Source organism: Pseudomonas sp. M5A4_2d (genome assembly GCF_053345295.1).
The window spans coordinates 963,938-988,996 of sequence record NZ_JBKEZW010000001.1 but is presented as its reverse complement, the minus strand read 5'-3'; the positions used below and the strand labels follow the sequence as shown (position 1 = coordinate 988,996).

Below are 25,059 nucleotides of genomic sequence, written 5' to 3'. Positions count from 1 at the left end.
CGGCTCAGACGGGACGTTTGCTGGCGGTCAAGGTGAAGCACAGGGGCAGCTGGGCCGGTTGGTGCTCGTATTGGTCATACAACTCTTCACGATTTGAATGCGGATACTCTCGCAGATGGTCAACCTGCAACTGCGCCGAGATCAACCCGCTTACGATGCTGCCCAGGGTATGCACGTACCAATAGGACGTCGGTCCGGGAACCTCGTCCAGCCCTTCATAGACAATCGACTGCTGTAACACGAACGGATCGCGCTGGAAGTACGAACTGGTGGGCAACAGCGGATTGGCGGCCCGCGGGTCGAACACTTCGAGGAACGGGTGAGTCTCGTAGATCACCAGGGTGCCACCGGGTTTGAGCGTACTGGCCGCATGCCGCATAAACAGCGCCACATCCGGCATCCAGTTCAGTACGCCAATCGTCACCAGGGCCACATCGAAACGCCCCTGCAAGCCCTCAGGCAGATGATGGATATCGGCTTCAATAAACTCCGGGCTGTGGGGCGAAACATCGGCCAGTTCCCGCGCTTGCAGGAGAAAGGCTCGGGATTGATCGATGCCCACCACGGCGCGCGCGCCCAAGGCGAACAACGACAGGCTTTCGCGACCGTTGTTGCAGCACAATTGCACCACGTCCTTGCCGGCAACGCCGACGTCCTGCAGCAGTGCAGTGATGGTCGGGTCGAGGCAGGAAAAGTCCGCGTGGGCAATCGAGGCCAGCAGGGCGTTCCAGTGAGGGCTGTCTTTGTGCAGCGTGGCGGATGCATCCCAGGCGTCTTTGTTGCTGGCGATGGCCTGTTGGGCTGAGGGCATGTCCATTGCGTCTCCAGATAGTTGTTAAAGCAATCTGCGGAAAATAAGCCAATTACCTGTCGGACGAAACCCTCCGCGGAAGCGAAACTTCTACACAAGCCAACAGGTCACTAAGCCAATGAGTGTTCAGCCCTTGAACGCCCCTCCCGAAGAGTTCGCCGTGGCCAATCACGCTGACCTGCGTAATACCTTATCCCTGGACAGCCTGAATTTCTTCCTGGCCGACGTCCGCGACGGGCTGGGACCTTACCTGGCGATCTACCTGCTGGCCGTCCACAAATGGGACCCGGCCAGCATCGGTGTGGTGATGACGCTCGCGGGCATCGCCGGCTTGCTTACTCAGGGCCCGGCGGGCGCACTGATTGACCGCACACGCAGCAAACGTGCGGTGATAGCCGTGGCCGCTATCCTCGTTACGGTCAGTTGCCTGACGCTGCCGTTTGTCAGCGCTTTCAGTTGGGTAGCCTTGACCCAGGCCGCCAGTGCCGTCGCCGCCTCGGTGTTCGCCCCGGCGATTTCGGCGATTTCGTTGGGGATTACCGGGCCGCGCGCCTTCACCCGCCGTACCGGGCGCAATGAAACCTTCAACCACGCCGGCAACGCCGTGGCGGCGCTGTTGGCCGGCGGGTTGGCGTACCTGTTCGGCCCGGTGGTGGTGTTCTACCTGATGGCCTTTATGGCGTTGGCCAGTATTGTGGCGGTCAGTTGCGTCTCGGCCAAGGCGATAGACCATGAGGTCGCTCGGGGCTTTGACCCGGCCCACACCCGCGATCACGAACAACCCTCCGGCATGAAGGTATTACTGGGCAATCGCCCGCTGCTGCTGTTCGCCATCTGTTGCGCCCTTTTCCACCTGGCCAATGCCGCCATGCTGCCGCTGGTCAGCCAGAAGCTGTCACAGATCAACCTGCAAATGGCCACGCCGCTGACCTCGGCGTGCATCGTCGCCGCACAATTGGTGATGGTGCCGATGGCGTGGCTGGTTGGGCTCAAGGCAGACCTGTGGGGGCGCAAGCCGCTGCTGCTGGCCGGTTTCATGATTTTGCCGCTGCGCGGCGTGCTGTATACGTTGTCCAGCGACCCCTATTGGTTGGTCGCCGTGCAGATGCTCGATGGCATCGGCGCGGGGATTTTCGGCGCGCTGTTCCCGGTCATCGTCAAAGACCTGACCCAGGGCACTGGCCGTTTCAACGTCAGTCTCGGCGCGCTGTCCACTGTGTTTGGGCTGGGCGCCGCACTGAGCAGCAGCCTGGCCGGTTTCGTCGTGCAACAGGCCGGCTATAACGCGGCGTTCCTGACCCTGGCGGGCGTCGCTGCGGTGGCGTTAGCCTTGTTATGGCTGGCCATGCCGGAGACGCTGATGAAACCATCCCTCGCTCGCCATACAACTGTCGCCTGACATATGCGACAATGCGCGCCAAATTCCAACACACATCCAAAATTTTCTGCTCAGCGACCGGGTTTCGCGCCTTGATGTCGCTGTTGACGCATGCCTGAAGGCTCCTGCCGCCACGCTCGCAACCCATTGATAGGTAAAGTAATTGATCTCCACAGCTAACATCACCATGCAGTTCGGCGCCAAGCCGCTCTTCGAGAACGTCTCGGTCAAGTTCGGCGCCGGCAACCGTTATGGTTTGATCGGTGCCAACGGTTGCGGCAAGTCGACCTTCATGAAAATCCTCGGCGGCGACCTCGATCCGTCCGGCGGCCAGGTCATGCTGGAGCCGAACGTACGCCTGGGTAAACTGCGCCAGGACCAGTTCGCCTACGAAGAATTCACCGTACTCGACACCGTGATCATGGGTCACGAGGAACTGTGGAAGGTCAAGGCCGAGCGCGACCGCATCTACTCGCTGCCGGAAATGAGCGAAGACGACGGCATGGCCGTGGCCGAGCTGGAAACCGAATTCGCCGAAATGGACGGCTACACCGCCGAATCCCGTGCCGGTGAGCTGCTGCTGGGCCTGGGTATTCCCCTGGAACAACACTTCGGCCCGATGAGCGAAGTGTCGCCAGGCTGGAAACTGCGCGTATTGCTGGCCCAGGCGTTGTTCTCCGACCCTGAAGTGCTGTTGCTCGACGAACCGACCAACCACTTGGACATCAACACCATCCGCTGGCTGGAAAACATCCTGACCCAGCGCTCCAGCCTGATGATCATCATCTCTCACGACCGTCACTTCCTGAACAGCGTGTGCACCCACATGGCTGACCTGGACTACGGCGAGCTGCGCCTGTTCCCGGGCAACTACGACGAGTACATGACCGTGGCGACCCAGTCCCGCGAGCAACTGCTGTCGGACAACGCCAAGAAGAAAGCGCAGATCTCCGAACTGCAATCGTTCGTCAGCCGCTTCTCGGCCAACGCCTCGAAAGCCAAGCAGGCCACTTCCCGCGCCAAGGCGATCGACAAGATCCAACTGGCCGAGGTCAAGCCTTCGAGCCGCGTGAGCCCGTTCATCCGTTTCGAACAAACCAAGAAACTGCACCGCCAGGCGGTCATCGTCGATCGTATGGCCAAAGGCTTCGATGGCAAGCCGCTGTTCAAGGACTTCAGCTTCCAGGTTGAAGCCGGCGAGCGCGTGGCGATCATCGGCCCGAACGGCATCGGCAAGACCACCCTGCTGCGCACCCTGGTCAACGAACTGACGCCGGATGCGGGTAGCATCAAGTGGACCGACGCCGCAGAATTGGGCTACTACGCCCAAGACCACGCTTCGGACTTTGAAGACGACATGAGCCTGTTCGACTGGATGGGCCAATGGACCCAAGGCGAGCAAGTGATCCGTGGCACCCTGGGCCGCATGCTGTTCTCCAACGATGAGATCCTCAAGTCGGTCAAGGTGATTTCCGGTGGTGAGCAAGGTCGCATGCTGTTCGGCAAGCTGATCCTGCAAAAGCCGAACGTGCTGATCATGGACGAACCGACCAACCACTTGGACATGGAATCCATCGAAGCGCTGAACCTGGCGCTGGAAAACTACCCGGGCACGCTGATCTTCGTCAGCCACGACCGTGAGTTCGTATCGTCCCTGGCCACCCGCATCATCGAGTTGAGCCCAAGCGGCGTGATCGACTTCAGCGGCACCTACGACGACTACCTGCGTAGCCAAGGCGTGGTGTTCTAAGTCACTTAGAGCGCCATTGTGGCAAGCGGGCTTGCCCCGCGTTGGGTTGCGAAGCGGCCCTAAAACCAGACACCGCGTTCTGCCAGGCAGAACGCGGTGTTTTTTATGGCGGCTGCTGCGCGGCCCAACGCTGGGCAAGCCTGCTCGCCACAAAAATCCGACCGGGCACACTCCCCTGCGAATCAAACAAACTAGTTAGCCTGCTTCCTTTTCCCCCAAGCCCTTGCCATCATGCCGTCACCGCCCGCCCGCGAACGAGTGACCATGCCTGCCGCCGCCCCCACGTCCCTGTCGATCACCCGGCAGATTGTCTCCATCGTCCTCTACACCTTCATCGCCTTTCTCTGCATCGGCCTGCCGATCGCGGTCATCCCGGGCTATGTGCATGAGCAATTGGGCTTCAGCGCCGTAGTGGCCGGGCTTACCATCGGCTCGCAATACCTGGCGACCCTGCTCAGCCGCCCAATGGCCGGGCGGATGTCGGACAACGTCGGCACCAAACGCGCGATTGTGCTGGGCCTGTCGGGCATCTCCTGGCCAGCGGCGCGCTGACGTTTTTCGCGACACTGCTCGAGAGCCTGCCTGCCTTGAGCCTGGGCATTCTGATCGTCGCCCGGTTGCTGCTCGGCGTAGCCCAGGGCCTGATCGGCGTGGGCACCATCAGTTGGTGCATGGGTGCGGTAGGCGTCGAACACACAGCACGCTCGATTTCCTGGAATGGCATCGCGTCCTACGGCGCCATTGCGATTGGCGCGCCGCTGGGCGTGGTGATGGTGGCTGACTACGGCTACACCAGCCTCGGAATCGCCCTGTCAGTATTGGCGGCAGTGGGCCTGGTGCTGATCCGCAATAAACCGTCGGTGCCGGTGGTGCGCGGCGAGCGGCTGCCATTCTGGGCGGTGTTCGGGCGCATCGCCCCGTTTGGCGCCAGCCTGTGCCTGGCCTCAATCGGCTACGGCACGCTGACCACCTTTATCACCCTGTATTACCTCAATCGCGGCTGGGCCGGCGCGGCGTACTGCCTCACAGTGTTTGGCGTGTGTTTTATCCTCTCGCGCCTGGTGTTTATCTCGGCCATCAGCCGCTTTGGTGGATTTACGGCGGCGATTGCCTGCATGACCATAGAAACCATGGGCCTGACCCTGTTGTGGCTGGCGCCCTCCACAGGCGTCGCTCTGATCGGTGCCGGCCTGACCGGTTTCGGCTTGTCGCTGGTCTACCCGGCGTTGGGCGTGGAAGCCATCAAACAGGTGCCCAACAGCAGCCGTGGCGCCGGGTTGAGTGCCTATGCCGTGTTTTTTGATTTGGCCCTGGCGATCGCCGGGCCATTGATGGGCGCCGTAGCGCTGAACCTCGGCTACGGCTGGATCTTCTTTTGCGCGGCGCTATTGTCCGTCACAGCGCTGGGCCTGACCGTACTGCTCAAGCGTCGAGCTTACTGATCAGCCGTCTGCAAACCGGCGCGGGTCGATTGCCCGAGGGTGTGGACGAAGAAGCGCCCCGCCTCTGAAATAAGGTCGCGGTGGATGCCTTCGCGGTCTACACCGTCGGCATCTGTACAGATGGCCGGCATGGTCGCCAATTGATCGCTGTCACACGGCGCCATGAACACGAAGTGCCCTGCTCCGGCCAACAGTTTGAAATCCGGCGGCTGCGGCAGTTTGCGCGCCAGGGCGGCGGCATTCTTGTCCACCGCCACCAACTTGTCGCCATCGCCACTGTAGAGCAGCACTGGCACATGCACATCGGCCAGGGTATGGCGGCCAAACATCAGGCTTAACGGCGCCATCAGCATCAAGGCGTGGATCCGAGGATCGGCCTGCGGCTGCAAGTCATCGCGGTCGACCACTAACTCGCCGTTGGTGGTGCAGGCGTCGCGGTCTTCCGGGCGTTCGTGGCAATAGCGACGCAGACGGTCAAAATCCGGCTTGGCACCCGCGAGGATCAATGCAGTTTCTCCGCCGGCGGAATAACCGATAACACCTACCTGATCAACGTTCACGAACGGCGACAGCATCGGGTCGCCGAGGGTGGCCGTGATCGCTGCGGAAATCTGGATCGGCCGCCCATACAGGTTGCTCACCGTGCCCAGTCGGCTGTGGTCCTTGTAGTTGTCGCCAGGGTGCAAAACAGCCACCACCACAAAGCCTTTGCGCGCCAGCGAGGTGGCCAGGTCATGCAGCGCCAGCGGTGTGCCTGTGTTGCCGTGGGACAACATCAGCATGGGGAAACGGCCAATGGCGACCTTGGAGTCTTCCGTGGCGGCGACGTGATAAGGCCCCATCTGCGTGCTGTGGTCATCGTCGGTAGACGGGTAGAACGCGATGGCTTTCATCGGCTGCTGATCCAGCGGGTCGAGAAAACTCATGCGGTGGAAGCCCACACTCCAATGCGGGTGCGGTGCTGGCGCGGCGTGCACTGAAATCAGGCTACCGAGCAGGGAAAGAACCAAAACGGCACAAAGACGCATCATGGGGATGTCCACCTTTGCTGCGCGACCACGATCAACACCCGCGGCATATCGATTTGAAAAGTCCATGGTTCAAGGCACTCGCACCGGGTGATAAACCCATACCTGCATAACCTGGGCCAAAGTAGTGACAGCGGGTAAACGAAAAAACTCCGTACTCCGATCGTTTTGAGGCGATCAGAATACAGAGTTTAGGCGCCTGGGCTCAGATTGGAACCGAGCAAAGGCGAAATTTACACAAGCCTTACGCGGCGGCGAACAATTGTTCGTTGATGACGACGTTAGCGTCGCTCAGCGCTTTGCTGCGCACTTCCTCACCGTAGGCCAGGCCTTGGGCTTGGACAAACTCAATGTCGGTGATGCCGAGGAAGCCAAACACCAGCTTCAAGTAGTCTTCGTGGCCGACATTGCTCGCCTGACCGGCGTGCAGGCCACCTGCTGTGGACACAATGATCAGTTTCTTGCCACCGCACAGGCCTTCAGGGCCGGCTTCGGTGTAACGGAACGTCTGGCCGGCCACCGCGATGCGGTCGATCCAGGCCTTGAGCTGCGAAGGCACCGAAAAGTTGTACATCGGCGCGCCAATCACCACAGCGTCGGCAGCGATGAATTCAGCCAGCGACGAAGCGCTCAGCTCGGCTTCGTGCTTTTGTACGGCGTCACGCAACTCGGCAGCGGTGCCCAGTGCGCCGAGGGTCACGCCGGAAAAGTGGCTGATGCCTTCGCTGGCCAGGTCGCGGTAAGTCACTTCCACACCCGGCTCAGCCGCTTGCCAGGCCTTGACCACACCAGCGCTGAGCTGACGGGAAGCCGAGTTGTCGCCGAGGATGCTGGAATCGATATGCAACAGTTTCATGTGGGATCTCCAAGTGAGGATCGCGACGAGGCGACCGAGTGAGGTTGATGCTACACATGAACCCAATGTTCGATTAGAGGGCTGAAATGCGATTGTTTGTCCTGCCAGCAGGACAATCCAAATTCAGCAAAAACCCAATCCCACACCGTCGCTGCCCAAACCTCTGCGACGCTGGATTTAACGCGCGCTTCACTTCATTCTCGCCGCAGATTCGACAGCCACCGGGCACGCCATGCACGCACACTCCCCCACCCTGACCAAAGGGCTGACCCTTCTTCTCGCCATCTGCTGCGGGTTTTCGGTCGCCACGATCTACTACAACCAGGCCATGCTGCCGCTGATTGCCAACACCTTCGAGGTGTCCACCGCGCATGTCGGGCAGATCGCCATGCTCACGCAAATCGGTTACGCCTGCGGCCTGCTGCTGTTTGTACCGCTGGGCGATCGCATCAGCCGGCGCACCTTGATCCTGGCGGTGCTGTGCATCAACTTCATCAGCCTGCTGGCCTCGGCCACAGCGCCGTCTTATACCTGGCTGCTGATAGCGAGCTTGCTGTTGGGGCTGTCGGGCATCAGCGCGCAGGTGATCATTCCCGCCGCCTCGGACCTGAGCGCGCCCGAGCAGAAAGGCGCGGTGCTGGGCCTGATGGTCAGCGGCCTGTCCGCGGGTGGTTTGCTGGCCAGGACCGTCAGCGGTGCGGTCAGCGGCTGGCTGGGCTGGCGCGGCATGTTCGCGATGGCGGCGGCATTGGATGTGGTGCTGTTCCTGGCGATCCTGACGCGCATGCCCGTGTCGATGTCCACCAGCAAACTTGCGTATGGCGCCTTGCTCAAATCCCTGTGGGGCCTGGCCAGGCAATACCCGACCCTGCGCCAATCGGCGATCAAGGGCGCCCTGGTATTTGGCGCATTGAATGTGTTTTGGGGCTCTATGGCCGCGCTGCTGGCTTTGCCGCCGTATGGGTTTTCCAGCGCGCAGGCTGGGCTGCTGGGCCTATCAGCTATCGTCGGCATTCTCTGCGCCTCGACCATCGGCCAACAAACCCGCCGCCATGGCCGTCTGCTGGAGCGCGTCGGCATCACCACGGTGCTCGTGGCGTTTATCCTGATTTACACCCTGGGCCCCCAAGGCTGGTGGTGGCCGATCCTGATCGCGGCGACGTTTCTCGACTTGGGAAACCGGACCAACCAACTGGCTAACCAGACCCGCGTATTGGCGCTGGAGCCGTCAGCCACCAGCCGCCTCAACACGGTGTTCATGGTGGTTTATTTTATCGGTGGCGCCTTGGGTTCCGCAGCCGGTGCTTTCGCCTCGGAACTCTACGGCTGGCAGGGCCAGGCACTCACCGGTGCGGCGTTTGCCGGGCTGGCCCTGTTGCTCACGGTGTTCAGGACAAGCGAATAAGCCTGTGACCGGCTTGCAGTTCTGAGCCTTGCATGCCTTTCATAGCCAGCGTCCACAAGGCGCTGGCTTTTTTGTAGTGGATTTGCCCTCGTCAGACGCGGATAGTTCGTCCCACTGACAGGACAACAGGTTGACCATGCAAGACCTCAACGACCTCTACTATTTTGCCAAAGTCGTCGAAGCCGGCGGCTTTGCGGCCGCCGGGCGGCTGCTCGGGATTCCCAAGTCACGGTTGTCGCGACGGATTGCCGAGCTGGAAGAACGCCTCGGTGCACGCCTGTTGCAGCGCACCACTCGCCAATTGACCCTCACCGCCGTCGGCGAGCGCTACCTGCGCCATTGCCAGGCCATGCTGCTGGAGGCGGAAATGGCCGACGAAGCCGTGGCGAGCATGTCCAGCGAACCGCGCGGGCGCTTACGCGTCAGTTGCCCGGTGGGCATGGCCCAGCACATGCTGCCGGACATGGTCGCCGGTTTCCTTGCGGCTCACCCGCTTGTGCAACTGGAAATGACCCTGGTTAACCGCCGTGTCGACCTGGTGGCCGAAGGCATCGACGTCGCCCTGCGCGTGCGCGAGTTAGGCGATGAAGACCCACTGCTGGTGACCAAGCGCCTGCGCCAGGCCCAGACTATCCTCGTCGCCAGCCCTGAATTCATCCAGGGACGGCAAATCAACAGCCTCGAAGACCTCAAGCAACTGCCGGTGCTCGGCGCACTTGAAGCTGACCGCCTGGTGCACCTGCGCCTGATCGACCCGCAAGGCAATAGCGAAGACCTGGCGCTGGAAGCCCGCCTGGGCATCGACGATTTCATCGTGCGCAAAGCCTGCGCCATGAAGAGCCTGGGCTTTACCGTGCTGCCGATGATGTATTGCGAAGAGGAATTGGCCAGCGGTCAATTGGTGCAATTGTTGCCGCAGTGGTCGTCACCCGGCGGCTGGCTGCAGGCGGTCTACCCGCACCGCCGTGGCGTACTGCCGGCCATCCGAGCCTGGATCGACTACCTGGAAGAAGCCTTCAAGGGTTGCGGAGACCGTTTGCTATGAAAATGACCGAAGAACAAGTTGCCACCTTCTGCCTGAGCCTGCCCGGCGCGCGGGAAGACTACAAATGGGGCGGCGTGCGGGTGTTTTCCATCGCCGGCAACAAGATGTTCGCCGTGCAGCACCTGCGGGGCGATTCATTGGCGTTCAAGGTCGACAAAGAACTGTTCCTGGGCCATGTGGACCGCCCCGGCATCCACCCGGCGCCGTACCTGGCACGGGCGCAATGGATCATCATGAACACGCCCTACCCGCTGAACGCCGAGGAACTGCGTGGCCTGTTGCAACGCTCGCACCAGTTAGTGGTGAGCAAGCTGCCCAAGCGCACGCAAGTGGGACTCAAGCTGGAGTGACCGCTCAAAGCGGGAACGGCAGCGCGCGCTCAATGGCCGCTGCCGCCGCCAACGCGACATGCTCGTGCCAGGGTCGCGCGACAATCTGCACGCCAACCGGCAAACCCGCGTGATCAGTTCCTGCGCGCACCACCACACAAGGCCAACCCGCCAGGCTGTAAGGCAACGTGTGACTGAACAGCCCTGGCCGAGTCTCTCCCAGGCGGGTTGCCGGCGCCGCGTCGACAGGGCACAGGATAAGGTCGTAGTCGGCCATGAACCCCAGCATGGCCGTGCGAAACTGATCCCAATCTGAAAGCAACTGTATCGCCTGCGCGCCGGTGCCTTTACTCATTGCCCAGTAGCGTTCGGTAATGTCGCGGGCATTGCTCAACGCCGATGGAAAGGCCGGACGGATCAAGGCGCCCGCGCGTTCCAACAGAGCGGCGACCACTTGCAGTGTTTCTTGCGTGATTGCGTCGACGGGCTCAATGCCGCCATCGCTGTACCAGGCGACTCGCAAACCATTCAGCGCTTGAGTCTGCATACCGCCCAACGGCATCGGAATCACCCCGGCATCGCGCCCATCTTCACCGGCAATGACCTGCAGCACCAGGGCCAGGTCTTCGACATGCCGGGCCATCGGGCCAATCTGACTGCGATAGTCACTCAACCCGCCCGGGTGATCGAAAACACCAGTGTTAGGCACACGGCCGCTGGTGGGTTTCAACGTACAGACACCACAAAAATGTGCGGGGACGCGCAAGCTGCCACCGGAGTCGCTGCCCAGCCCCAACGGTGAAAGCCCAGCAGCAATCGCCGCCGCTTCGCCACCACTGCTCCCTCCGGGGCTATAGGCAAGCGCATGCGGGTTGCGCGTGGCGCCGTAGACAGGATTGTGGGTGACACCGCCGCCGCCACCCGGCGGGCAGTTGCTTTTGCCAAGCAAAATGCCGCCGGCGGCTTTCATGCGCGTCACCACCACGGCGTCCTGTTCCGGCAGGTAGTGAGCCCGCTCAGTCAAACCCACCGCCGACACCACGCCACGCGTGTCGATAACATCTTTGACCGTAAAGGGAACGCCGTGTAACGCGCCCCAATACTCACCGTTGGCGACTGCATGATCCGCCGCCCACGCACTGGCCAGCGCCGCCTCGGCACACACTTGAACCAAGGCGTTAACCGAAGGGTTGAGCGCCTCGATACGTGCGAGGTAGGCGCAAACAATGGCGGTAGATGAGAGCTTGCGCTGTTGAATCAATGCGCCAAGTTCGGTAGCAGAATGGCGTAGCAATGAATCCGATAAAGACATCCGTATTACCCCACTGCGTTCAGTGCTTTGAGCATAACGCCGGTGTACCGCCCATTCATATGGTCGATTGAGTGAGGCGCTTCCCGCAGGCTTGTAGGGTATATCCCAAGCGCCTCAACCCTATAAAACCGCCAGCAACGTGCCGCCCAGGAATAGCTGATCGAGCCAGAACACCTCGTGCAGCAACACAATCACCCAGAACAGCACCTGGTAAGACACCTTGCGCGTTTTGTGGCGAAACACCTGCTGGGCAATCAGCGCCCCCGGCCATCCGCCCGCGAGCTCCACGGCGTGCAGGATATTTTCCCGAACGCGCGGGCCCTCCGATTGCGCCTTGCGCTTGTCACCCCAGTACAGAAAAAACGCCACCACACTGACGACGCCGTAGGCCGCCAGCGGAATCACCGTCTCGCCGCGATACCACACCAACGCCGCCCCAATCAGCGGCGCGGCGCACAACAACACAAAGATCAGCGCCTTCAGGCGCGGGTGCTGAATGTTCATGGCTTGACCGCCGTCCAGTCGATCCAGCCAAACTGCCAGGTCGCCAGGATCACCAGGCCGAACGCGATCCGATACCAGGCAAAGGCCGCATAGCTGTGGCTGGCAATAAACTTGAGCAAGGCCTTGACCGCAATCATCGCGAAGATGAATGAAGTGACAAAACCGATGGCAAACACCGGCAAATCATCGGGCTGGAACAGATGACGGTACTTGTAGCCCGAGTACACCGCCGCACCGACCATGGTTGGCATGGCCAGGAAGAACGAGAATTCGGTAGCGGTTTTGCGCGACAGACCGAACAGCAGGCCGCCAATGATGGTGGCGCCGGAGCGCGAGGTGCCCGGAATCATCGCCAGGCATTGAGCAACGCCGACTTTGAGCGCGTCTTTCCAGGTGATTTCGTCCACTGTTTCAGCGTGGACCGCATGTTGGCGGCGCTCGGCCCACAACATGATCACGCCACCCACCACCAGGGCGGTGGCAACGGTGATCGGGTTGAACAGGTAGTGCTTGATCAGGTCGGCAAAAATCACCCCCAACACCACGGCCGGCAGTACCGCGATGATCAGGTTGACGGTGAAGCGCTGCGCGTTGCGCTGGGTCGGCAAGCCGATCACCACGTCGAGGATCTTGCGCCGAAACTCCCACACCACAGCCAGGATCGCACCCAACTGGATGATGATGTTGAACGCTTCAAAACGTTCGCCGCCGAAGCCGATCAAGTCGGCGACGATGATCTGGTGCCCGGTGCTGGAAATCGGCAGGAACTCAGTCAGCCCCTCCACAACGCCAAGAATCAATGCCTGTATGGCGGTCCAAAAGTCCATATTTCCCCCAAAGGTCATGCGCGGCGGCATGCCTTGTCTGTCTTTTTAATAGTTCACTGACGACGAGCACACTCAAGGCCCGGTGTGGATTTTCACCATCGGGCCGCAAAAATTTCGTGAAAAATCAGGGAGTACTCAGGTTTTTCGATTACAGGCCGAAAGCCTATCAGACAAGCCGGAAATGTCGATGCAGCGCCCATTATTATAAAAAGCACGGAGTGACAGGACGATGAACAGTTTGCGCAGCATGTCGATCAGCCGCCGTCTTTGGCTGATCCTGATAGTCGCCGTGTTGATGCTGCTGACCCTCGGGTTGCTGATGCTCAAACAGATCCATGGTGACCTCTACCAAGCCAAAAGCCAGCAGACACAACACGTGGTGCAGACGGCCAGCGGTGTATTGGCTTATTACCAGAACCTCGAGAAAACCGGCGTATTGACCCGCGAAGCGGCGCAAAAGCAGGCCCTGAGCGCGGTGCGCGGCCTGCGCTACGACCACGACGATTATTTCTGGATCAACGACCTGACGCCCGTGATGATCATGCACGCGGCCAACCCCAAGCTGGATGGCCAGAACCTCTCGGCGATCCGCGACCCGGACGGTTTTGCGGTGTTCAACGAGTTCGTGAGCCTGGCCAAGGCCAAGGGCGCCGGCATCGTTAACTACCGCTGGCCGAAACCGGGCGCTGAAGCGCCGGTGGAAAAGACCTCCTATATCCAGCTGTTCGAACCCTGGGGCTGGATTATCGGCTCCGGCGTGTACGTGGATGATGTGCAGGCCGAATTCAAAGGCCAGGTGTGGAAAACCTCGCTGATTGGCCTGGTCATTGCGCTGATGATGGCGGTGCTGGTCACGTTGATTGCCCGCAGTATCGTGCAGCCGTTGCAGGCGGCGGTGAACGCGATGGCCAATATTGCCAGTGGCGAAAGCGACCTGACCCGCAGTCTCGATACCCACGGGCGCGATGAAGTCACCCAGCTGTCGCAGCACTTCAACAGCTTTACGGCCAAGTTGCGCCAGGTGGTCAGCCAGTTGCAGGTGTGCGCCAACGCCCTGGGGCAGTCCTCCACGGAGCTGGGCACCAACGCCCAGCAGGCCCATGACCGCAGCCAGCAACAATCGCAACAGATGGAGCTGGTGGCGACGGCGATCAATGAAGTGACGTATGGCGTGCAGGACGTGGCGAAAAACGCCGAGCACGCCGCCAGCGAAATGCGTGATGCCCAGGCGCAGGCTCAGCAGGGCCAAGTGAATATCGACGGCAGCTTGCAGCAGATCGACCAGCTCTCCGGCACCATCAGCCAGGCCGTGGAGGTGATTCGCACGCTGTCCAGTGAAAGCACGCAGATCGGCGGCGTGCTCGAAGTGATTCGCTCCATCGCCGACCAGACCAACCTGTTGGCCCTCAACGCCGCCATCGAAGCCGCACGCGCCGGTGAGCAAGGCCGTGGGTTTGCCGTGGTGGCCGATGAAGTGCGGCTGTTGGCCCAGCGCACGCAAAAATCCACCGCAGAGATCCAGGCGATGATCGAGCGCCTGCAAGGTCACTCGGAAGCGGCCGTCAAGGTGATCAGCGACAGCCATAGCGCCTCGCAACTCACCATCGCGCAAGCCGGCCAGGCCGGTGCCAGCCTGACTGCCATCGGCCAGGCGTTACATAACCTAAATGGTTTGAACGCCTCGATTGCCAGCGCGACCTTGCAACAGGCGCATGTGGTGGAAGACATCAACCAGAACGTCACCCAGGCAGCCGGTTTGTCTCACAGCACAGCGCTGGCGGCGGAACAGTCCAGCGTGGCGAGTGCACATCTGCGCGAGTTGAGTGAACAGCTCAATGGGCTGCTGCGCCAATTCAAGGTCTAGCACCGTTCAACAGGTGGGAGGCGGCTCGCCCCTCCCACTTTGGTCCTTCGACATTTTGAAGTTACAATCCCCGCCCTCTCCCACGTCCCCAAGGAACCGCCATGTCCGGGCTTGAACTGTTCGCCGCCGCCCTGGGGGTGATCGCTGTCTGGTTGACGGTCAAACAGAACCCCTGGTGCTGGCCCATCGGGCTGGTGATGGTGCTGCTTTACACCTGGGTGTTCTTCGACGTGAAACTCTATTCCGACATGCTGCTGCAGGTGGTCTACGCCGCCCTGCAACTCTACGGCTGGTGGCAATGGACCCGCGCCGGTGACGTCAAGCAAGGGCGCCAGGTCAGCAGCCTCGGTTGGCCTTCGATCATGACCAGCCTGGCCGTCGGCGCAGTCTTCAGCCTGCTGCTCGGCGCCGCCATGGCCCACTGGACCGATGCCGCCCAACCCTGGCTTGACGCCGCCCTCACCGGCTTCAGCCTGGTGGCACAAATGTGGATGGCGCAAAAACGCGTGCAATGCTGGCCGCTGTGGATTGCGGTGGACGTGATCTTCGTCGGGCTGTTCCTCTATAAAGGCCTGTACCTGACGGCCGCGCTTTACGCGCTGTTCACCGTGATTGCCGTGCAAGGCTGGCGTGAATGGCGCGCCGACCCGGCGTTGCACGCATGAAAGTTGTGGTACTGGCCGGTCCTGAATCCAGCGGCAAAAGCTGGCTGGCGGCTGAACTGCATGCACACTTCGGCGGGCTGATGGTCGGTGAATACGTGCGGTACTTCATCGACCACTATCAGCGTGACACCACCCTGGCGGATATCCCCGCCATCGCCCGGGGCCAACTGGCCTGGGAGGACGCCGCGCGCGCCGAGCAACCCGGGTTGCTGATCCTCGACACGCACCTGCTGACCAACACGCTGTGGAGCCAGACCCTGTTCGGCGACTGCCCGGCGTGGCTCGACAGCGAGTTGCTGGCGCGGCATTACGACCTGCACATTCTGCTTTCGCCCGAGGATGTGGAATGGACCGCCGACGGCCAGCGTTGCCAACCGGAACTGGCAGACCGCCGGGCGTTTTTCCAGGGCAGCCTGGACTGGCTGCAACAGCACCGGCAGCCCGTGGTAGTGATTCGTGGGGGTTGGCAGGCACGCCGCGACCAGGCCTTCGCCGCAGTCGAACAACTACTGCAGGAGCAAGCTGGCTCGCTCCTGCAGTAATTGACGGCGTTTAGTAGCCCAAAGACAGGCCGGTGTTGCGACGCGGGTCGTTAGCCCCGTAGAAACGGTTGTTGCCTACCGGCTTGCCACCCAGTGACGGCGCGCCCACTAGGATCGCGGCCAAATGGTTGGCGTCCTGTGGGCCGGCAAACTTGTGGCCCCAGCTTTCCAGGATCTTCTGGGTGTCCGGGCTGACGGCGAAGGCCTCGAGGTTGGTGGTCTCAGGCATCCACTGCTGGTGGAAACGCGGGGCGTCGACGGCCTCCTGGATGTTCATCTTGTAGTCGATGACATTCAGGATGGTCAGCAAGGTCGCCGTGATAATCCGGCTGCCTCCTGGCGTACCCACCACCATCACGGCCTTGCCGTCTTTGGTCACGATGGTCGGGCTCATCGACGACAAAGGCGCCTTGCCCGGAGCGATGGCATTGGCCTCACCCTGGACCAGCCCGTACATGTTCGGTACGCCGACCTTGACGGTGAAGTCGTCCATTTCATCGTTGAGAATCACCCCGGTCTTGCTCGCCATGACGCCGGCACCAAACCAGTCGTTCAGGGTGTAGGTCACCGAAACGGCGTTGCCCCACTTGTCGACGATGGAGTAATGCGTGGTGTTGTTGCCTTCATGGGGCGACACACCCGGCTTGATCGCCTGGGAATCCCCGGCTTTCTGCGGCTCGATAGCTGCGCGCAGCTTGGCGGCGTAGTCCTTGTCCAGCAAATGAGCGACCGGGTTCTTCACGAAGTCCGGGTCGCCCAGGTAGCTGTTACGGTCCACGTAGGCGTGGCGCATCGCTTCGATCTGGTAGTGCAGGCCTTGGGCCGAGTGATAGCCGAGGTCGGCCATCGGGTAGCCTTCAAGGATGTTCATGATCTGGCAGATCACCACGCCACCCGAGCTCGGCGGCGGTGCCGAGACCACGTGGTAGCCTCGGTAGTCGCACTCGATGGGCGCCAGTTCACGGGTCTTGTACTTGTCGAGGTCAGCCTGGGTGATGATGCCTTTGCCGGCCTGGCTGGAATCCACCAGCGCCTTGGCGACCCAGCCTTTATAGAAACCGTCGGCGCCCTTGGCGGAGATTTCCTTGAGGGTCTTGGCCAGGTCTTTCTGCACCAGCTTCTGGCCGACCTGCATCGGCTGGCCGTTGTGCAGGAAGATTGCGCGCAGGTCCTGATCTTTTTCGAACTCGCCGGTGGCGGTGTGCAGCAGGTCGATATCACCCTGCTCCAGTTCGAAACCGTTTTCCGCCAGCTTGATCGCCGGGGCAATCACCTGGGCGCGCTTGAGGGTGCCGTATTGGCTCAGCGCCGTTTCCATCCCGGACACCGTGCCGGGTACGCCGACCGCCAAATGGCCCTTGGCGCTCAGGCCGTCGATGACCTTGCCGTCTTTGTCCAGGTACATGTCGGCCGTCGCCGCCAACGGGGCTTTTTCGCGGAAGTCGAGGAAGGTCTTGCGCCCATCCGCCAGTTGCACGGTCATGAAGCCGCCGCCGCCCAGGTTGCCCGCCGCCGGGTAGACCACGGCCAGGGCGTAGCCCACGGCCACAGCCGCATCGACCGCGTTACCGCCGGCCTTGAGCACATCGACGCCCACGTGAGTTGCCAAATGCTGGGCCGTGACCACCATGCCATTTTCACCGGCCACCGGGGCCTGGGAAGCGGCTTGCACACCGCTGACGGTCAACACCAGTGCGGTGGCAATCAGGGTACAGCTGAAGGGTTGGTATTTCATCCATGGCTACTCTAGTTATTGAGACGCACCAAAATAGCCCGACTGGATTCCAATCCCCAGCGCAATGGCGTTTTTATTACAGAACTTGTCGGTCACAGAACGGCCGCAAAAATGCCCATGCTATATTTCGCGCCTTGACTGTCGGTAAGGCGCTTTTTAATGGTGATCAAGAAGACCGGTATTCGCGCCCAACAGGCCGACCAGACACGTGCGCGCATTCTGCAGGCGGCGGTCCAGGTGTTCACCCGCGACGGCTATTCCGGTGGGCGCGTCGATACCATCTCCAAGGCGGCCGACTCCAACGACCGCATGCTTTATTACTATTTCGGCAGCAAGGAACACCTGTTTATCTGCGTGCTGGAGCACATCTACGAGCAGTTCAATAAAGCCGAAAGCAAACTCAAGCTGAACCTGGATGCGCCGGTGCAGGCGCTGCGCGACTTGGTGGCGTTTATCTGGAATTACTACGTCAAACACCCCGAGTTCGTGGCGATCCTGAGCATCGAGAATCTGCACCAGGGCAAGCATGCCCAGCAGTCCGGCGAGATGCGCCGGCTGTCGGGAGAAGCCGTCGGCGTATTGCGGCCGATCATAGAAGCCGGCCAGGCCCAGGGCGTGTTCCGTCAGGACATCGACCTCAAGCACGTGTACTTGATGATCGCCTCGCTGTGCTACTTCTATAACTCCAATCGCCACACCCTCAGTTCCTTCCTCGGTGAAGACCTGTCGGCTAAAGGGCCGCAGCAGGATTGGCTGGGGTTTATCAGTGATTTGGTAGTGCGTGGGGTCACGCCGACCTCGCTGTAGAAACCGGCTCAAACAGTGGGAGCTGGGTTGCCTGCGATAGCCATAGGTATCTACACATCTTTTTTTACGGGTTGAGTGCTGTGGTTGTCGGGGGGGGGCGCTGAGTGCATATCCGTTGTTTGGGTCACGGCTGACATGGGTTCCGCCCTTACGGCGGGTCACTTTTGAAAAGAGCCCAAAAGTAACCAAAAGGCTCATGCCCCACCACTCGGCACCTCGCCAGGGCTCGGTGTGCCCTCACTCCGGCTTTGGACCGTGGGCCGCCGCCATGGGCCATCCTTGGCCCATCGCGGCTAACCCGGCGTCCTGCCGGGTTACCCACGCTCCAAAGCCTGCGTTCGGCCAGCGTGGTTAACGGGGCGCCTAAGATCAAAATCAAAAACAGATCACAGTCAAAAGCAGAGCACGGCGGCCTGACAGCCGACCTGAGTGGTTAGATCAAAAGCGCAAGCGAAGTGGTGTGCCAGTTGATGGAGTGGGTGAATGGTGCACCGCATTCGCGAGCAAGCCCGCTCCCACATTTGGAACTGGGTACATCAGGCAAAGGGTGGGCTGCTCTTCAGACTGTATTGGGTCAATCTGGGAGCTGGCATGGGGTCTGCGACTGGGTTTGCCTGATGTACCGAGGTGTCTGCATCGCAGCGGTTCGGCGGTCCGACAAGCCAGTTCCCACAGAAAAGCAGAGCACTGCGGTGCAGGCAGCTAAACTCGGTCAAAATTGTGGGAGCGGGCTTGCTCGCGAAGGCGGTGGGTCAGTTACAAATGAGCCGACTGACCCACCGCCTTCGCGAGCAAGCCCGCTCCCACATTTAAAACTCATTTCATCCGGTAAAAGTGGTGTTGCTGTGCTGTTGCCCTGCTTTTGCTTCAACCACTCAGGCCGGCTGTCAGGCCGCCGTGCTCTGCTTTTGATCTTGATCTGCTGTTGATCTTGATCTGACAGGCCCCGTTAACCACGATGGCCGAACGCAGGCTTGAATCCGTGGGTAACCCGGCAGGACGCCGGGTTAGCCGCACTGGGCCAAGGATGGCCCATTGCGGCGGCCCACGGATTCAAGCCGGAGTGAGGGCATGCCAAGCCTTGGCGAGGCACCGAGTGGTGGGGCAAAGACCTTTTGGTTACTTTTGGCTGGGCCGGCATTCCGGGCGTTGCCAAAAGTGACCCGCCGTAAGGGCGGAACCCTAAGCAGCCGTTACCGCAGCAACGGATATGTACTCAATCTACCTAACCCCCTCACAGGCCTAAAGCGACACAAAGAGCTGTGTAGATACCTATGGCTATCGCAGGCAACCCAGCTCCCACATTGTTTACCGGGTAGAGGGCTTAGAAATCCCGCTTGTAGAAGATATCCAACGAGCTGGCCACGCCACTGGCCACTTCCAGGTAGACCTTCTTACTCAACAAGTAGCGCAAGGCAATGGTGCTGGCCGGCTCGAACACGCCTACCCCGTAACGCAGGCTGAGTTTTTCGGTGATCTTGCCGCTGGCCACCACGGCGGTGGTGTTACCACTGCCTTGGGTATCGAGGTCGAAGTCCTGGATACCCAGCTTGTTGGCAATATCCGAGGTCACCCCGGCGCTGCCCATCAAGCCCAGGCCCAAGGCCGCTTCGGCGAGCATGTTGTTGTCCTCACCGGTGTTGTTACGCGAACGCCCCAGCACCAGGTACGACAATGCATCCTCCTGGGGCATGGCCGGCTCGGAGAAAATCTGCGTGGTCGGCTGTTCAGCGCTGCCGCTCAGGCGAATCCCGGCCGTGACTGTTCTGGAAGGTTCGGTAACGACACGCACGGCTTCGATATCCAGGAACGGTTGGTCCAGCGGCCCGGCGAACAACAGCCGCGCACGGCGCACGTTGAGCCTTTGGCCATAGGCGCGGTAGCGGCCGTCGTTGAGCCATAGCTCGCCACGGGTGTCCATGTTGTCGCCGATATGCACATGGCCCTGCACTTTGGCAGTCAGGCCAAAGCCCGCGAAGTTAAGCTGGTCTTCGCCCACCTCCACATCGATATCCATGGCCATCGCCAATGGCGGCTTGCCCTCCTCGGTCTGGCTGCCGACGATCAGCGTGTCATCCGAGACCTTGACTGTCGACGGCGGCAATTCGCGCACGGTGATGTCGCCCCGTGGGATGTGCACCTTGCCGGCAATCGCCAACTTGTCGTTTTTGAGGCTGATCTTCAGGTCGGGTGCCACTTCCAGCGTGGCATAAGGCTCTACCGTAACCGGCAGTTGCGAGCCTTGCAGGCTGAGGTCCACCACCAGGGCCTGGCCCCAGTCGACCTGCCCCTTGAGGCTACCCTGCCCGGCTTTGCCACTGTGCCAGGCGCCGTTCAACTGCACGCTTTCGCCGGCAATCAACGCCTGTACGTTCAAGCCTTCAAGGCTGATCGGTAATTCAGGCCCGGCGATCTCCCCGCCGACGAGGTTCACGCTGCCATTGACCTGCGGCGCCAGCAAACCACCGGAGATGCGGCCGTTGCCGTTGAGCTTGCCGTTGAGTTTTTCCACCATCGGCACAAACGGCCGCGCCACTGCGAGATCCAGCCCGTTGAGGCTGAAGTTACCGGTAATCGGCTTGTTCTTCGGCAGCGGATTGATCTGCGCCTGCAACAGTAATTCACCGAGCTTGCCGCCGCGGAAGTTGAGCTGAGTGTCGATGCGCTTGGGGTTGAGGGTGGTTTCCAGCTTCAAGGTGTCGTAGGGGAAATCCAGCCACTGGTCCTTGTCTTTCACGCGCAACGTGCCGCCGCTGGCGTCTACCGACACCACGCCTTTAGGCCCGCTGGCGGGCAGGTCGAGCTGCACATCGGCGTTGAGCTTGCCCTGCCAGGCGAAATCTTTAGGCAAGAAGGCCGCCAGGCTGTCGATGGGGAATTGCTTGAGGTGGTAACGCAGTTTCGGCTCAGGCATCAGCCGCTGATCTTCGCCGCACAAGCTGGCAGGGCCAGACACCCAGCAATGCGCTGCAAAAGTCAGCTTGCCGTCGGCCAGGCGCTCGATCTTCGCCGGGGCCTGTAGTTTCCAGTCCTGTCCACCGGCTTGCACCTCGCCGCTGGCCAGGCGCCCGCGCCAGTTGCCTTTGTCGAAATTGCCGTCCAACGCCAGGGCCAGCTTGAGCAGCGGCCCCGCCAGATCCAGCTGGACCTTCTGGCTCTTAATATCGCCTTGGGCACTGGCGGTCAGGGTGCCGACCTGGGTATCGCCGGCTTGGATGCCAGTGCCCTTGAGGTCGATCTTCGCGCGCTGGGCGTTGTCGAGCGTTGCGTCGAGGTTGAGGTTTTGCAGGTGATTGTCGGCGAAGGCCAGTTGCTGACCTTTAAGGTCGAGCTTGCCTTGGGGTGCCTTCAGCGTCCCGGCCACATCGACCCGCCCATTGATTTGCCCACGCAACTGCGGCCACAACTGGGCCAGGCGCGCCAGTTTGATATCGATCTGACCGGCCAGGCGTTGTTGCAAGCTGCCGCTGCCATTGATGCGGTTGTCGCCCAGGCGGATATCCAGATTGGCGAGGGTCCATTGCTCACCCGCGCCTTCGGCCTTGGCCGCCAGCACAGCGGTTTGGCCGCGCAAACGGCCCTTGAGGTCGAGGTCGGCGTTCAGCTTGAGTTGTTCATTTTTGAACTCGCCCTTGCTGCGCAGCGGACCGGCCAAGGTGCCGGGTAATTCCGCCACCCAGTACGCCGGGTTCAGCGCCGACAGGTCCAGCGCCGTGTCCCAGGCAATGCCGTCGGCAAATTGCAGGTTCAGATGGCCTTCGGCTTTGCCTTGGCCTGCGGTCAATTTCAACTCGGGCAGGAAGACCTGCTTGAGGTCGCCACTGAACGGCGTCACCACATTGAATTTACCGGCCGGACCGTCGAGGTCGGCCTTGAGGTTGCCGAGGTAGTTGCCGTCCTTATAGGCGATCTCGCCATTGAAGGTGCGTAACGCAACCTGCGGTTCATCAATCAAGGGGTAGAGGCGGTGCCAGGGGAAATCCAGCCAGTCGATCTTGGCGTCGGCACTGAAGCCTTGCTGCCAGTCCAGATTGGCGCTGAGTTTGAGGCTTTGCTTGTCCCCGGCACTCAAGTCCAGGCCAGCGATCTGCGCGCCCTTGGCGTCGACTTTGCCTTGCAACAGCAAGTCCACCGGACCTTTGTCCGCCGGCAGCACGGCTTTGCCCAACAGTTGGTAGCCGTTGCTCAGGTCGCCCTTGGCGGTGAGGTCCAGTTGATTGAGTTGCAGGGTGTCAGGCAACTCGGCGCTGGGCTTGAAGCCGTCGGCGGTGATGTGCAACTGCGCGGGCAGGTTCTCCGCCAGCGGTTGCAGCTCGCCACTGAGTTTGGCGGGCAAGTAGCCACTGCTGTCGGCATCGAGCTTGAGGGTCTTGAGCAGGTCGCCGTCCACCTTGAGGGCCACCTTCCACGGCGCGCCGCCGGGGGCGTAAGGCAGGCTCAGGTTGCCGGTGGCATTCAGCGGCCAATTGCCGGTGGGTTGCAACAGACCGGCGAGGTCCAGCACCAGGTCGTCGCGCTGCACGTGCACCGAGTCGATCTGCATACCGGCAGCCGTCCAGTGCGCGGCCAATTGCAGGCCTTTGAGCTCTTCGCTGCCATTAAACAGCAGGCTGCCGACGCGAACGTCGCCCAACTGAATCGCTACCGGCAGTTTCAGCTCCGGCAATTGGATCGGCCCGCTGCTACTTTCTTCTGCGCTGGGTGGAAACTGCAGGCTGACCTGCTCCACGTCCAGCTGATTAATGCACAAGGTCATGCGCAGCAAGCACGCCGGCGACCAGTCAAACTTCGGTGCATTGAGCTCGACCCGGCTGGCGTCCTGCTGCCACAGCAGATGATCGGCACTCCATTGGCCACCCAAGTGGCCCTGGAAATTCTCCACCGTCAAACCCGGCACTTGGTTCAGGACCCAGCGGCTGCCCGCCTGGGTGCCGAGCACGGTCCACAGCGCCAACAACGCTAAGACGAGGACAGCCACGATGGCCAGCCCTGCTATTTTCAAACCACGCATCACAGCTCAGGCCCCATGGAAAAGTGCAAACGAATACCGCCCGGGTCTTCCAGGGCATGGGCCAGGTCAAGGCGAATCGGGCCGACGGGCGAGACCCAACGTATGCCCACGCCGACACCGGTTTTCAGGCTTGGTATTTCCAGGGTATTGAAGGAGTTGCCCTGGTCGATAAAGGTCGCGATCCGCCATTTTTCGGCGATTGAATATTGATACTCAGCGCTCAACGCCACCATGTAGCGGCCGCCAATACGGTCGCCACGGTCATTTTCCGGCGACAGCGTCTGGTACTCATAGCCCCGCACGCTCTGGTCACCACCGGCAAAAAAGCGCAACGACGGGGGCACGGACTGGTAGCCATTGGTGGCGCTGCCGCCGAACTGCGCACGGCCCAGGAAACGATGGTTATCCCACACGGTCGTCAGGCCTTTGATCGTGGCAGTGCCGTAAAGCAGGTTGGTGTCGGAGCCGAGCCCTTCCTTGGCGACCTTGGCGTCGAACATCAGGCGATAGCCATTGTGCGGGTCGATGCGGTTGTCGCTGCGCAGGTAGGAATAATTGATCCCCGGCATCACCAGGTTACTCAGGCCCGAGTCATTGCCCAGGCGGTATTCCTCGCGCTGGTATTTGAGCGAGATCACACGGGTCCAGCCGCTGGGCAGTTTGCTGTGCCATTCCGGGCCAAGGGTGAGCAATTTACTCAGGGTGTCGGTGTTGGCCAGTTCTTCATTCTGGTAGCCACCGGCGAAGCGCAATTTGTCGGTCAACGGTGGGTCCAGCGGAATGTCGTACCACAGCCCGACGTTCTGCCGCGGCGCCGACAGTTCGGCTTCCCAACCATAGCTGTGGCCCTGAGGGTTGACCCAGTGGCGGGTCCAGTTGGCCTTGCCACGCGGGCCGACGTCGGTGGAGTAACCGAGGCCCAGGCCCATGGTGCGTGGCTTGCGGGTTTCCAGTTGCACGGCCACCGGGATCACGTCATTGGCCGAGCCGGCGGGCGTGGCGTCCACGCGCACGCCTTCGAAGAAGCCGCTCGATTGCAGGTTCTGATTGAGTTCAGCGATCAGTTCGGAGTCGTAAGGCGTGCCGCTTTTGAACGGCACCATGCGTTGCAACAGGTCTTCATCAAACGGCGTATCACCGGTAAAGCTGACGTTACCCATGGTGTAGCGCGGGCCACTGTCGTACACGAGTTCGATATCGGCGACACCGGCTTTCGGGTCAACGATGAGTTTCTGGCTGGTAAAGCGCCCGCTGAAAAAGCCGTAGCGCGAGGCCTGGTTCTGGATCAGACGCTTGGCGTCTTCATAGTGGCCGTGGTTGAGCACGGCACCGGAGGTGAGGTCGCTGCCTTCGGGCACGCGAAAAGCCTTTAGGCTCGCGGCCTGGCCGTCAACCCGAATGGTCACGTTGCGCAAATGCACCGGTTCGCCGGGGTCAATGGTGAGGACCAGGCGCGGGTTTTTACCGCCCTTTACATCACTGCTGATCAGAGGCTGATAGAAGCCCAAAGCCTGGGCCGCTTTGCGGGCCTGCTCTTCGGCGCCACGGCTGAACCGCAGCAAGGCTTCTTCATCGCGATCGCCTACCCCGCCGATATAGCCTTCGATGTTGGCTTTCAACGCGTCGTTTGAAGGCTTGATTCGCACGTCCAATTCGCTTTGCGCCAATGCGCCGCAGCTTGTGAACAGCAGAACCAAGCCGCTGGTAAATCTTCCTGGGAGCTTCATACGCGCGGATGCTACACGACC

The 25,059-nt window shown here is 61.1% G+C and carries 18 protein-coding genes and 1 pseudogene; 10 read left to right on the top strand and 9 right to left on the bottom strand.

Going from position 1 to position 25,059, the window contains the following annotated elements; genetic code table 11:
* Positions 1-4 precede the first annotated feature (4 nt).
* Positions 5-817: a class I SAM-dependent methyltransferase gene (locus ACLBW8_RS04570; RefSeq protein ID WP_447804694.1), complete on the bottom strand. Its 813-nt coding sequence runs from the start codon at positions 815-817 to the stop codon at positions 5-7.
* A gap of 154 nt (positions 818-971) precedes the next feature.
* Here ACLBW8_RS04570 and ACLBW8_RS04565 point away from each other — a divergent pair, with 154 nt between their 5' ends.
* The 3 genes and pseudogenes from ACLBW8_RS04565 to ACLBW8_RS04555 all read left to right on the top strand — a co-directional run bounded on the left by ACLBW8_RS04565 (position 972) and on the right by ACLBW8_RS04555 (position 5,381).
* Positions 972-2,210, top strand: a complete 1,239-nt coding sequence (locus ACLBW8_RS04565; RefSeq protein WP_064454930.1) for an MFS transporter — start codon at positions 972-974, stop codon at positions 2,208-2,210.
* Positions 2,211-2,352: 142 nt separating this feature from the next.
* Positions 2,353-3,939, top strand: a complete 1,587-nt coding sequence (locus tag ACLBW8_RS04560) for an ABC-F family ATPase (protein ID WP_074851754.1) — start codon at positions 2,353-2,355, stop codon at positions 3,937-3,939.
* A gap of 264 nt (positions 3,940-4,203) precedes the next feature.
* Positions 4,204-5,381, top strand: a pseudogene (locus ACLBW8_RS04555) (MFS transporter).
* Here ACLBW8_RS04555 and ACLBW8_RS04550 read toward each other — a convergent pair.
* Together ACLBW8_RS04550 and ACLBW8_RS04545 are read right to left on the bottom strand one after the other, a co-directional pair.
* On the bottom strand, positions 5,375-6,412 hold the full coding sequence (locus tag ACLBW8_RS04550) for an alpha/beta hydrolase family protein (protein ID WP_064452274.1): 1,038 nt from the start codon (positions 6,410-6,412) through the stop codon (positions 5,375-5,377). The pseudogene ACLBW8_RS04555 and the gene ACLBW8_RS04550 overlap by 7 nt on opposite strands.
* 241 nt (positions 6,413-6,653) lie before the next feature.
* Positions 6,654-7,265, bottom strand: a complete 612-nt coding sequence (locus ACLBW8_RS04545; RefSeq protein ID WP_447804693.1) for an FMN-dependent NADH-azoreductase — start codon at positions 7,263-7,265, stop codon at positions 6,654-6,656.
* Between the two features lie 232 nt (positions 7,266-7,497).
* Between ACLBW8_RS04545 and ACLBW8_RS04540 the strand changes: the two genes are divergently transcribed.
* From ACLBW8_RS04540 to ACLBW8_RS04530, 3 genes are all read left to right on the top strand, one after another.
* Positions 7,498-8,670, top strand: a complete 1,173-nt coding sequence (locus tag ACLBW8_RS04540; protein ID WP_447804692.1) for an MFS transporter — start codon at positions 7,498-7,500, stop codon at positions 8,668-8,670.
* 136 nt (positions 8,671-8,806) lie between these two features.
* Positions 8,807-9,715, top strand: coding sequence for a LysR substrate-binding domain-containing protein (locus tag ACLBW8_RS04535; RefSeq protein ID WP_064452271.1), 909 nt, complete (start codon positions 8,807-8,809; stop codon positions 9,713-9,715).
* A complete protein-coding gene (locus ACLBW8_RS04530; RefSeq protein WP_064452270.1) occupies positions 9,712-10,065 on the top strand; it encodes an MmcQ/YjbR family DNA-binding protein in 354 nt (117 codons plus the stop codon). Before ACLBW8_RS04535 ends, ACLBW8_RS04530 begins: the two co-directional genes overlap by 4 nt.
* Before the next feature lie 4 nt (positions 10,066-10,069).
* On the opposite strand, the gene ACLBW8_RS04525 is transcribed toward ACLBW8_RS04530, so the two are convergent.
* From ACLBW8_RS04525 to ACLBW8_RS04515, 3 genes are all read right to left on the bottom strand, one after another.
* Positions 10,070-11,356: an amidase gene (locus ACLBW8_RS04525; protein WP_447804691.1), complete on the bottom strand. Its 1,287-nt coding sequence runs from the start codon at positions 11,354-11,356 to the stop codon at positions 10,070-10,072.
* 120 nt (positions 11,357-11,476) lie between these two features.
* Positions 11,477-11,860, bottom strand: coding sequence for a DUF1294 domain-containing protein (locus ACLBW8_RS04520; RefSeq protein ID WP_221294641.1), 384 nt, complete (start codon positions 11,858-11,860; stop codon positions 11,477-11,479).
* A complete protein-coding gene (locus ACLBW8_RS04515) occupies positions 11,857-12,687 on the bottom strand; it encodes an undecaprenyl-diphosphate phosphatase (protein WP_064454929.1) in 831 nt (276 codons plus the stop codon). Before ACLBW8_RS04515 ends, ACLBW8_RS04520 begins: the two co-directional genes overlap by 4 nt.
* A gap of 229 nt (positions 12,688-12,916) precedes the next feature.
* Between ACLBW8_RS04515 and ACLBW8_RS04510 the strand changes: the two genes are divergently transcribed.
* From ACLBW8_RS04510 to ACLBW8_RS04500, 3 genes are all read left to right on the top strand, one after another.
* A complete protein-coding gene (locus ACLBW8_RS04510; RefSeq protein ID WP_262667860.1) occupies positions 12,917-14,551 on the top strand; it encodes a methyl-accepting chemotaxis protein in 1,635 nt (544 codons plus the stop codon).
* 101 nt (positions 14,552-14,652) lie between these two features.
* Entirely contained in the window at positions 14,653-15,216 is a 564-nt protein-coding gene (gene pnuC / locus ACLBW8_RS04505; RefSeq protein WP_064452266.1) for a nicotinamide riboside transporter PnuC, read from the top strand.
* Positions 15,213-15,758 carry an AAA family ATPase gene (locus ACLBW8_RS04500; RefSeq protein WP_447804690.1) on the top strand — a complete coding sequence of 182 codons (546 nt, stop codon included), beginning with the start codon at positions 15,213-15,215 and terminating at the stop codon, positions 15,756-15,758. The genes pnuC and ACLBW8_RS04500 overlap by 4 nt, the downstream gene beginning before the upstream one ends.
* Positions 15,759-15,768: 10 nt before the next feature.
* Here the strand turns inward: ACLBW8_RS04500 and ggt are convergent, their stop codons facing one another.
* Positions 15,769-17,493 (bottom strand): gamma-glutamyltransferase, encoded by a 1,725-nt coding sequence (gene ggt, locus ACLBW8_RS04495; protein ID WP_447804689.1) that lies wholly within the window; start codon positions 17,491-17,493, stop codon positions 15,769-15,771.
* Between the two features lie 159 nt (positions 17,494-17,652).
* On the opposite strand from ggt, the gene ACLBW8_RS04490 reads away from it, so the two are divergent.
* Positions 17,653-18,300, top strand: coding sequence for a TetR/AcrR family transcriptional regulator (locus ACLBW8_RS04490; protein WP_447804688.1), 648 nt, complete (start codon positions 17,653-17,655; stop codon positions 18,298-18,300).
* Positions 18,301-19,624: 1,324 nt separating this feature from the next.
* Here the strand turns inward: ACLBW8_RS04490 and ACLBW8_RS04485 are convergent.
* Positions 19,625-23,311 (bottom strand): translocation/assembly module TamB domain-containing protein, encoded by a 3,687-nt coding sequence (locus ACLBW8_RS04485; RefSeq protein ID WP_447804687.1) that lies wholly within the window; start codon positions 23,309-23,311, stop codon positions 19,625-19,627.
* Positions 23,311-25,038 carry an autotransporter assembly complex protein TamA gene (locus tag ACLBW8_RS04480; RefSeq protein WP_447804686.1) on the bottom strand — a complete coding sequence of 576 codons (1,728 nt, stop codon included), beginning with the start codon at positions 25,036-25,038 and terminating at the stop codon, positions 23,311-23,313. The genes ACLBW8_RS04485 and ACLBW8_RS04480 overlap by 1 nt, the downstream gene beginning before the upstream one ends.
* Positions 25,039-25,059: the final 21 nt, after the last annotated feature.

Excerpts from the sequence above, each read along its gene's own strand:
- ACLBW8_RS04570 (WP_447804694.1), bottom strand. The coding sequence starts at position 817 with ATGGACATGCCCTCAGCCCAACAGGCCATCGCCAGCAACAAAGACGCC.
- ACLBW8_RS04550 (WP_064452274.1), bottom strand. The coding sequence starts at position 6,412 with ATGATGCGTCTTTGTGCCGTTTTGGTTCTTTCCCTGCTCGGTAGCCTG.
- ACLBW8_RS04545 (WP_447804693.1), bottom strand. The coding sequence starts at position 7,265 with ATGAAACTGTTGCATATCGATTCCAGCATCCTCGGCGACAACTCGGCT.
- ACLBW8_RS04540 (WP_447804692.1), top strand. The coding sequence starts at position 7,498 with ATGCACGCACACTCCCCCACCCTGACCAAAGGGCTGACCCTTCTTCTC.
- ACLBW8_RS04535 (WP_064452271.1), top strand. The coding sequence starts at position 8,807 with ATGCAAGACCTCAACGACCTCTACTATTTTGCCAAAGTCGTCGAAGCC.
- ACLBW8_RS04530 (WP_064452270.1), top strand. The coding sequence starts at position 9,712 with ATGAAAATGACCGAAGAACAAGTTGCCACCTTCTGCCTGAGCCTGCCC.
- ACLBW8_RS04525 (WP_447804691.1), bottom strand. The coding sequence starts at position 11,356 with ATGTCTTTATCGGATTCATTGCTACGCCATTCTGCTACCGAACTTGGC.
- ACLBW8_RS04520 (WP_221294641.1), bottom strand. The coding sequence starts at position 11,860 with ATGAACATTCAGCACCCGCGCCTGAAGGCGCTGATCTTTGTGTTGTTG.
- ACLBW8_RS04515 (WP_064454929.1), bottom strand. The coding sequence starts at position 12,687 with ATGGACTTTTGGACCGCCATACAGGCATTGATTCTTGGCGTTGTGGAG.
- ACLBW8_RS04510 (WP_262667860.1), top strand. The coding sequence starts at position 12,917 with ATGAACAGTTTGCGCAGCATGTCGATCAGCCGCCGTCTTTGGCTGATC.
- pnuC (WP_064452266.1), top strand. The coding sequence starts at position 14,653 with ATGTCCGGGCTTGAACTGTTCGCCGCCGCCCTGGGGGTGATCGCTGTC.
- ACLBW8_RS04500 (WP_447804690.1), top strand. The coding sequence starts at position 15,213 with ATGAAAGTTGTGGTACTGGCCGGTCCTGAATCCAGCGGCAAAAGCTGG.
- ggt (WP_447804689.1), bottom strand. The coding sequence starts at position 17,493 with ATGAAATACCAACCCTTCAGCTGTACCCTGATTGCCACCGCACTGGTG.
- ACLBW8_RS04490 (WP_447804688.1), top strand. The coding sequence starts at position 17,653 with ATGGTGATCAAGAAGACCGGTATTCGCGCCCAACAGGCCGACCAGACA.
- ACLBW8_RS04485 (WP_447804687.1), bottom strand. The coding sequence starts at position 23,311 with ATGCGTGGTTTGAAAATAGCAGGGCTGGCCATCGTGGCTGTCCTCGTC.
- ACLBW8_RS04480 (WP_447804686.1), bottom strand. The coding sequence starts at position 25,038 with ATGAAGCTCCCAGGAAGATTTACCAGCGGCTTGGTTCTGCTGTTCACA.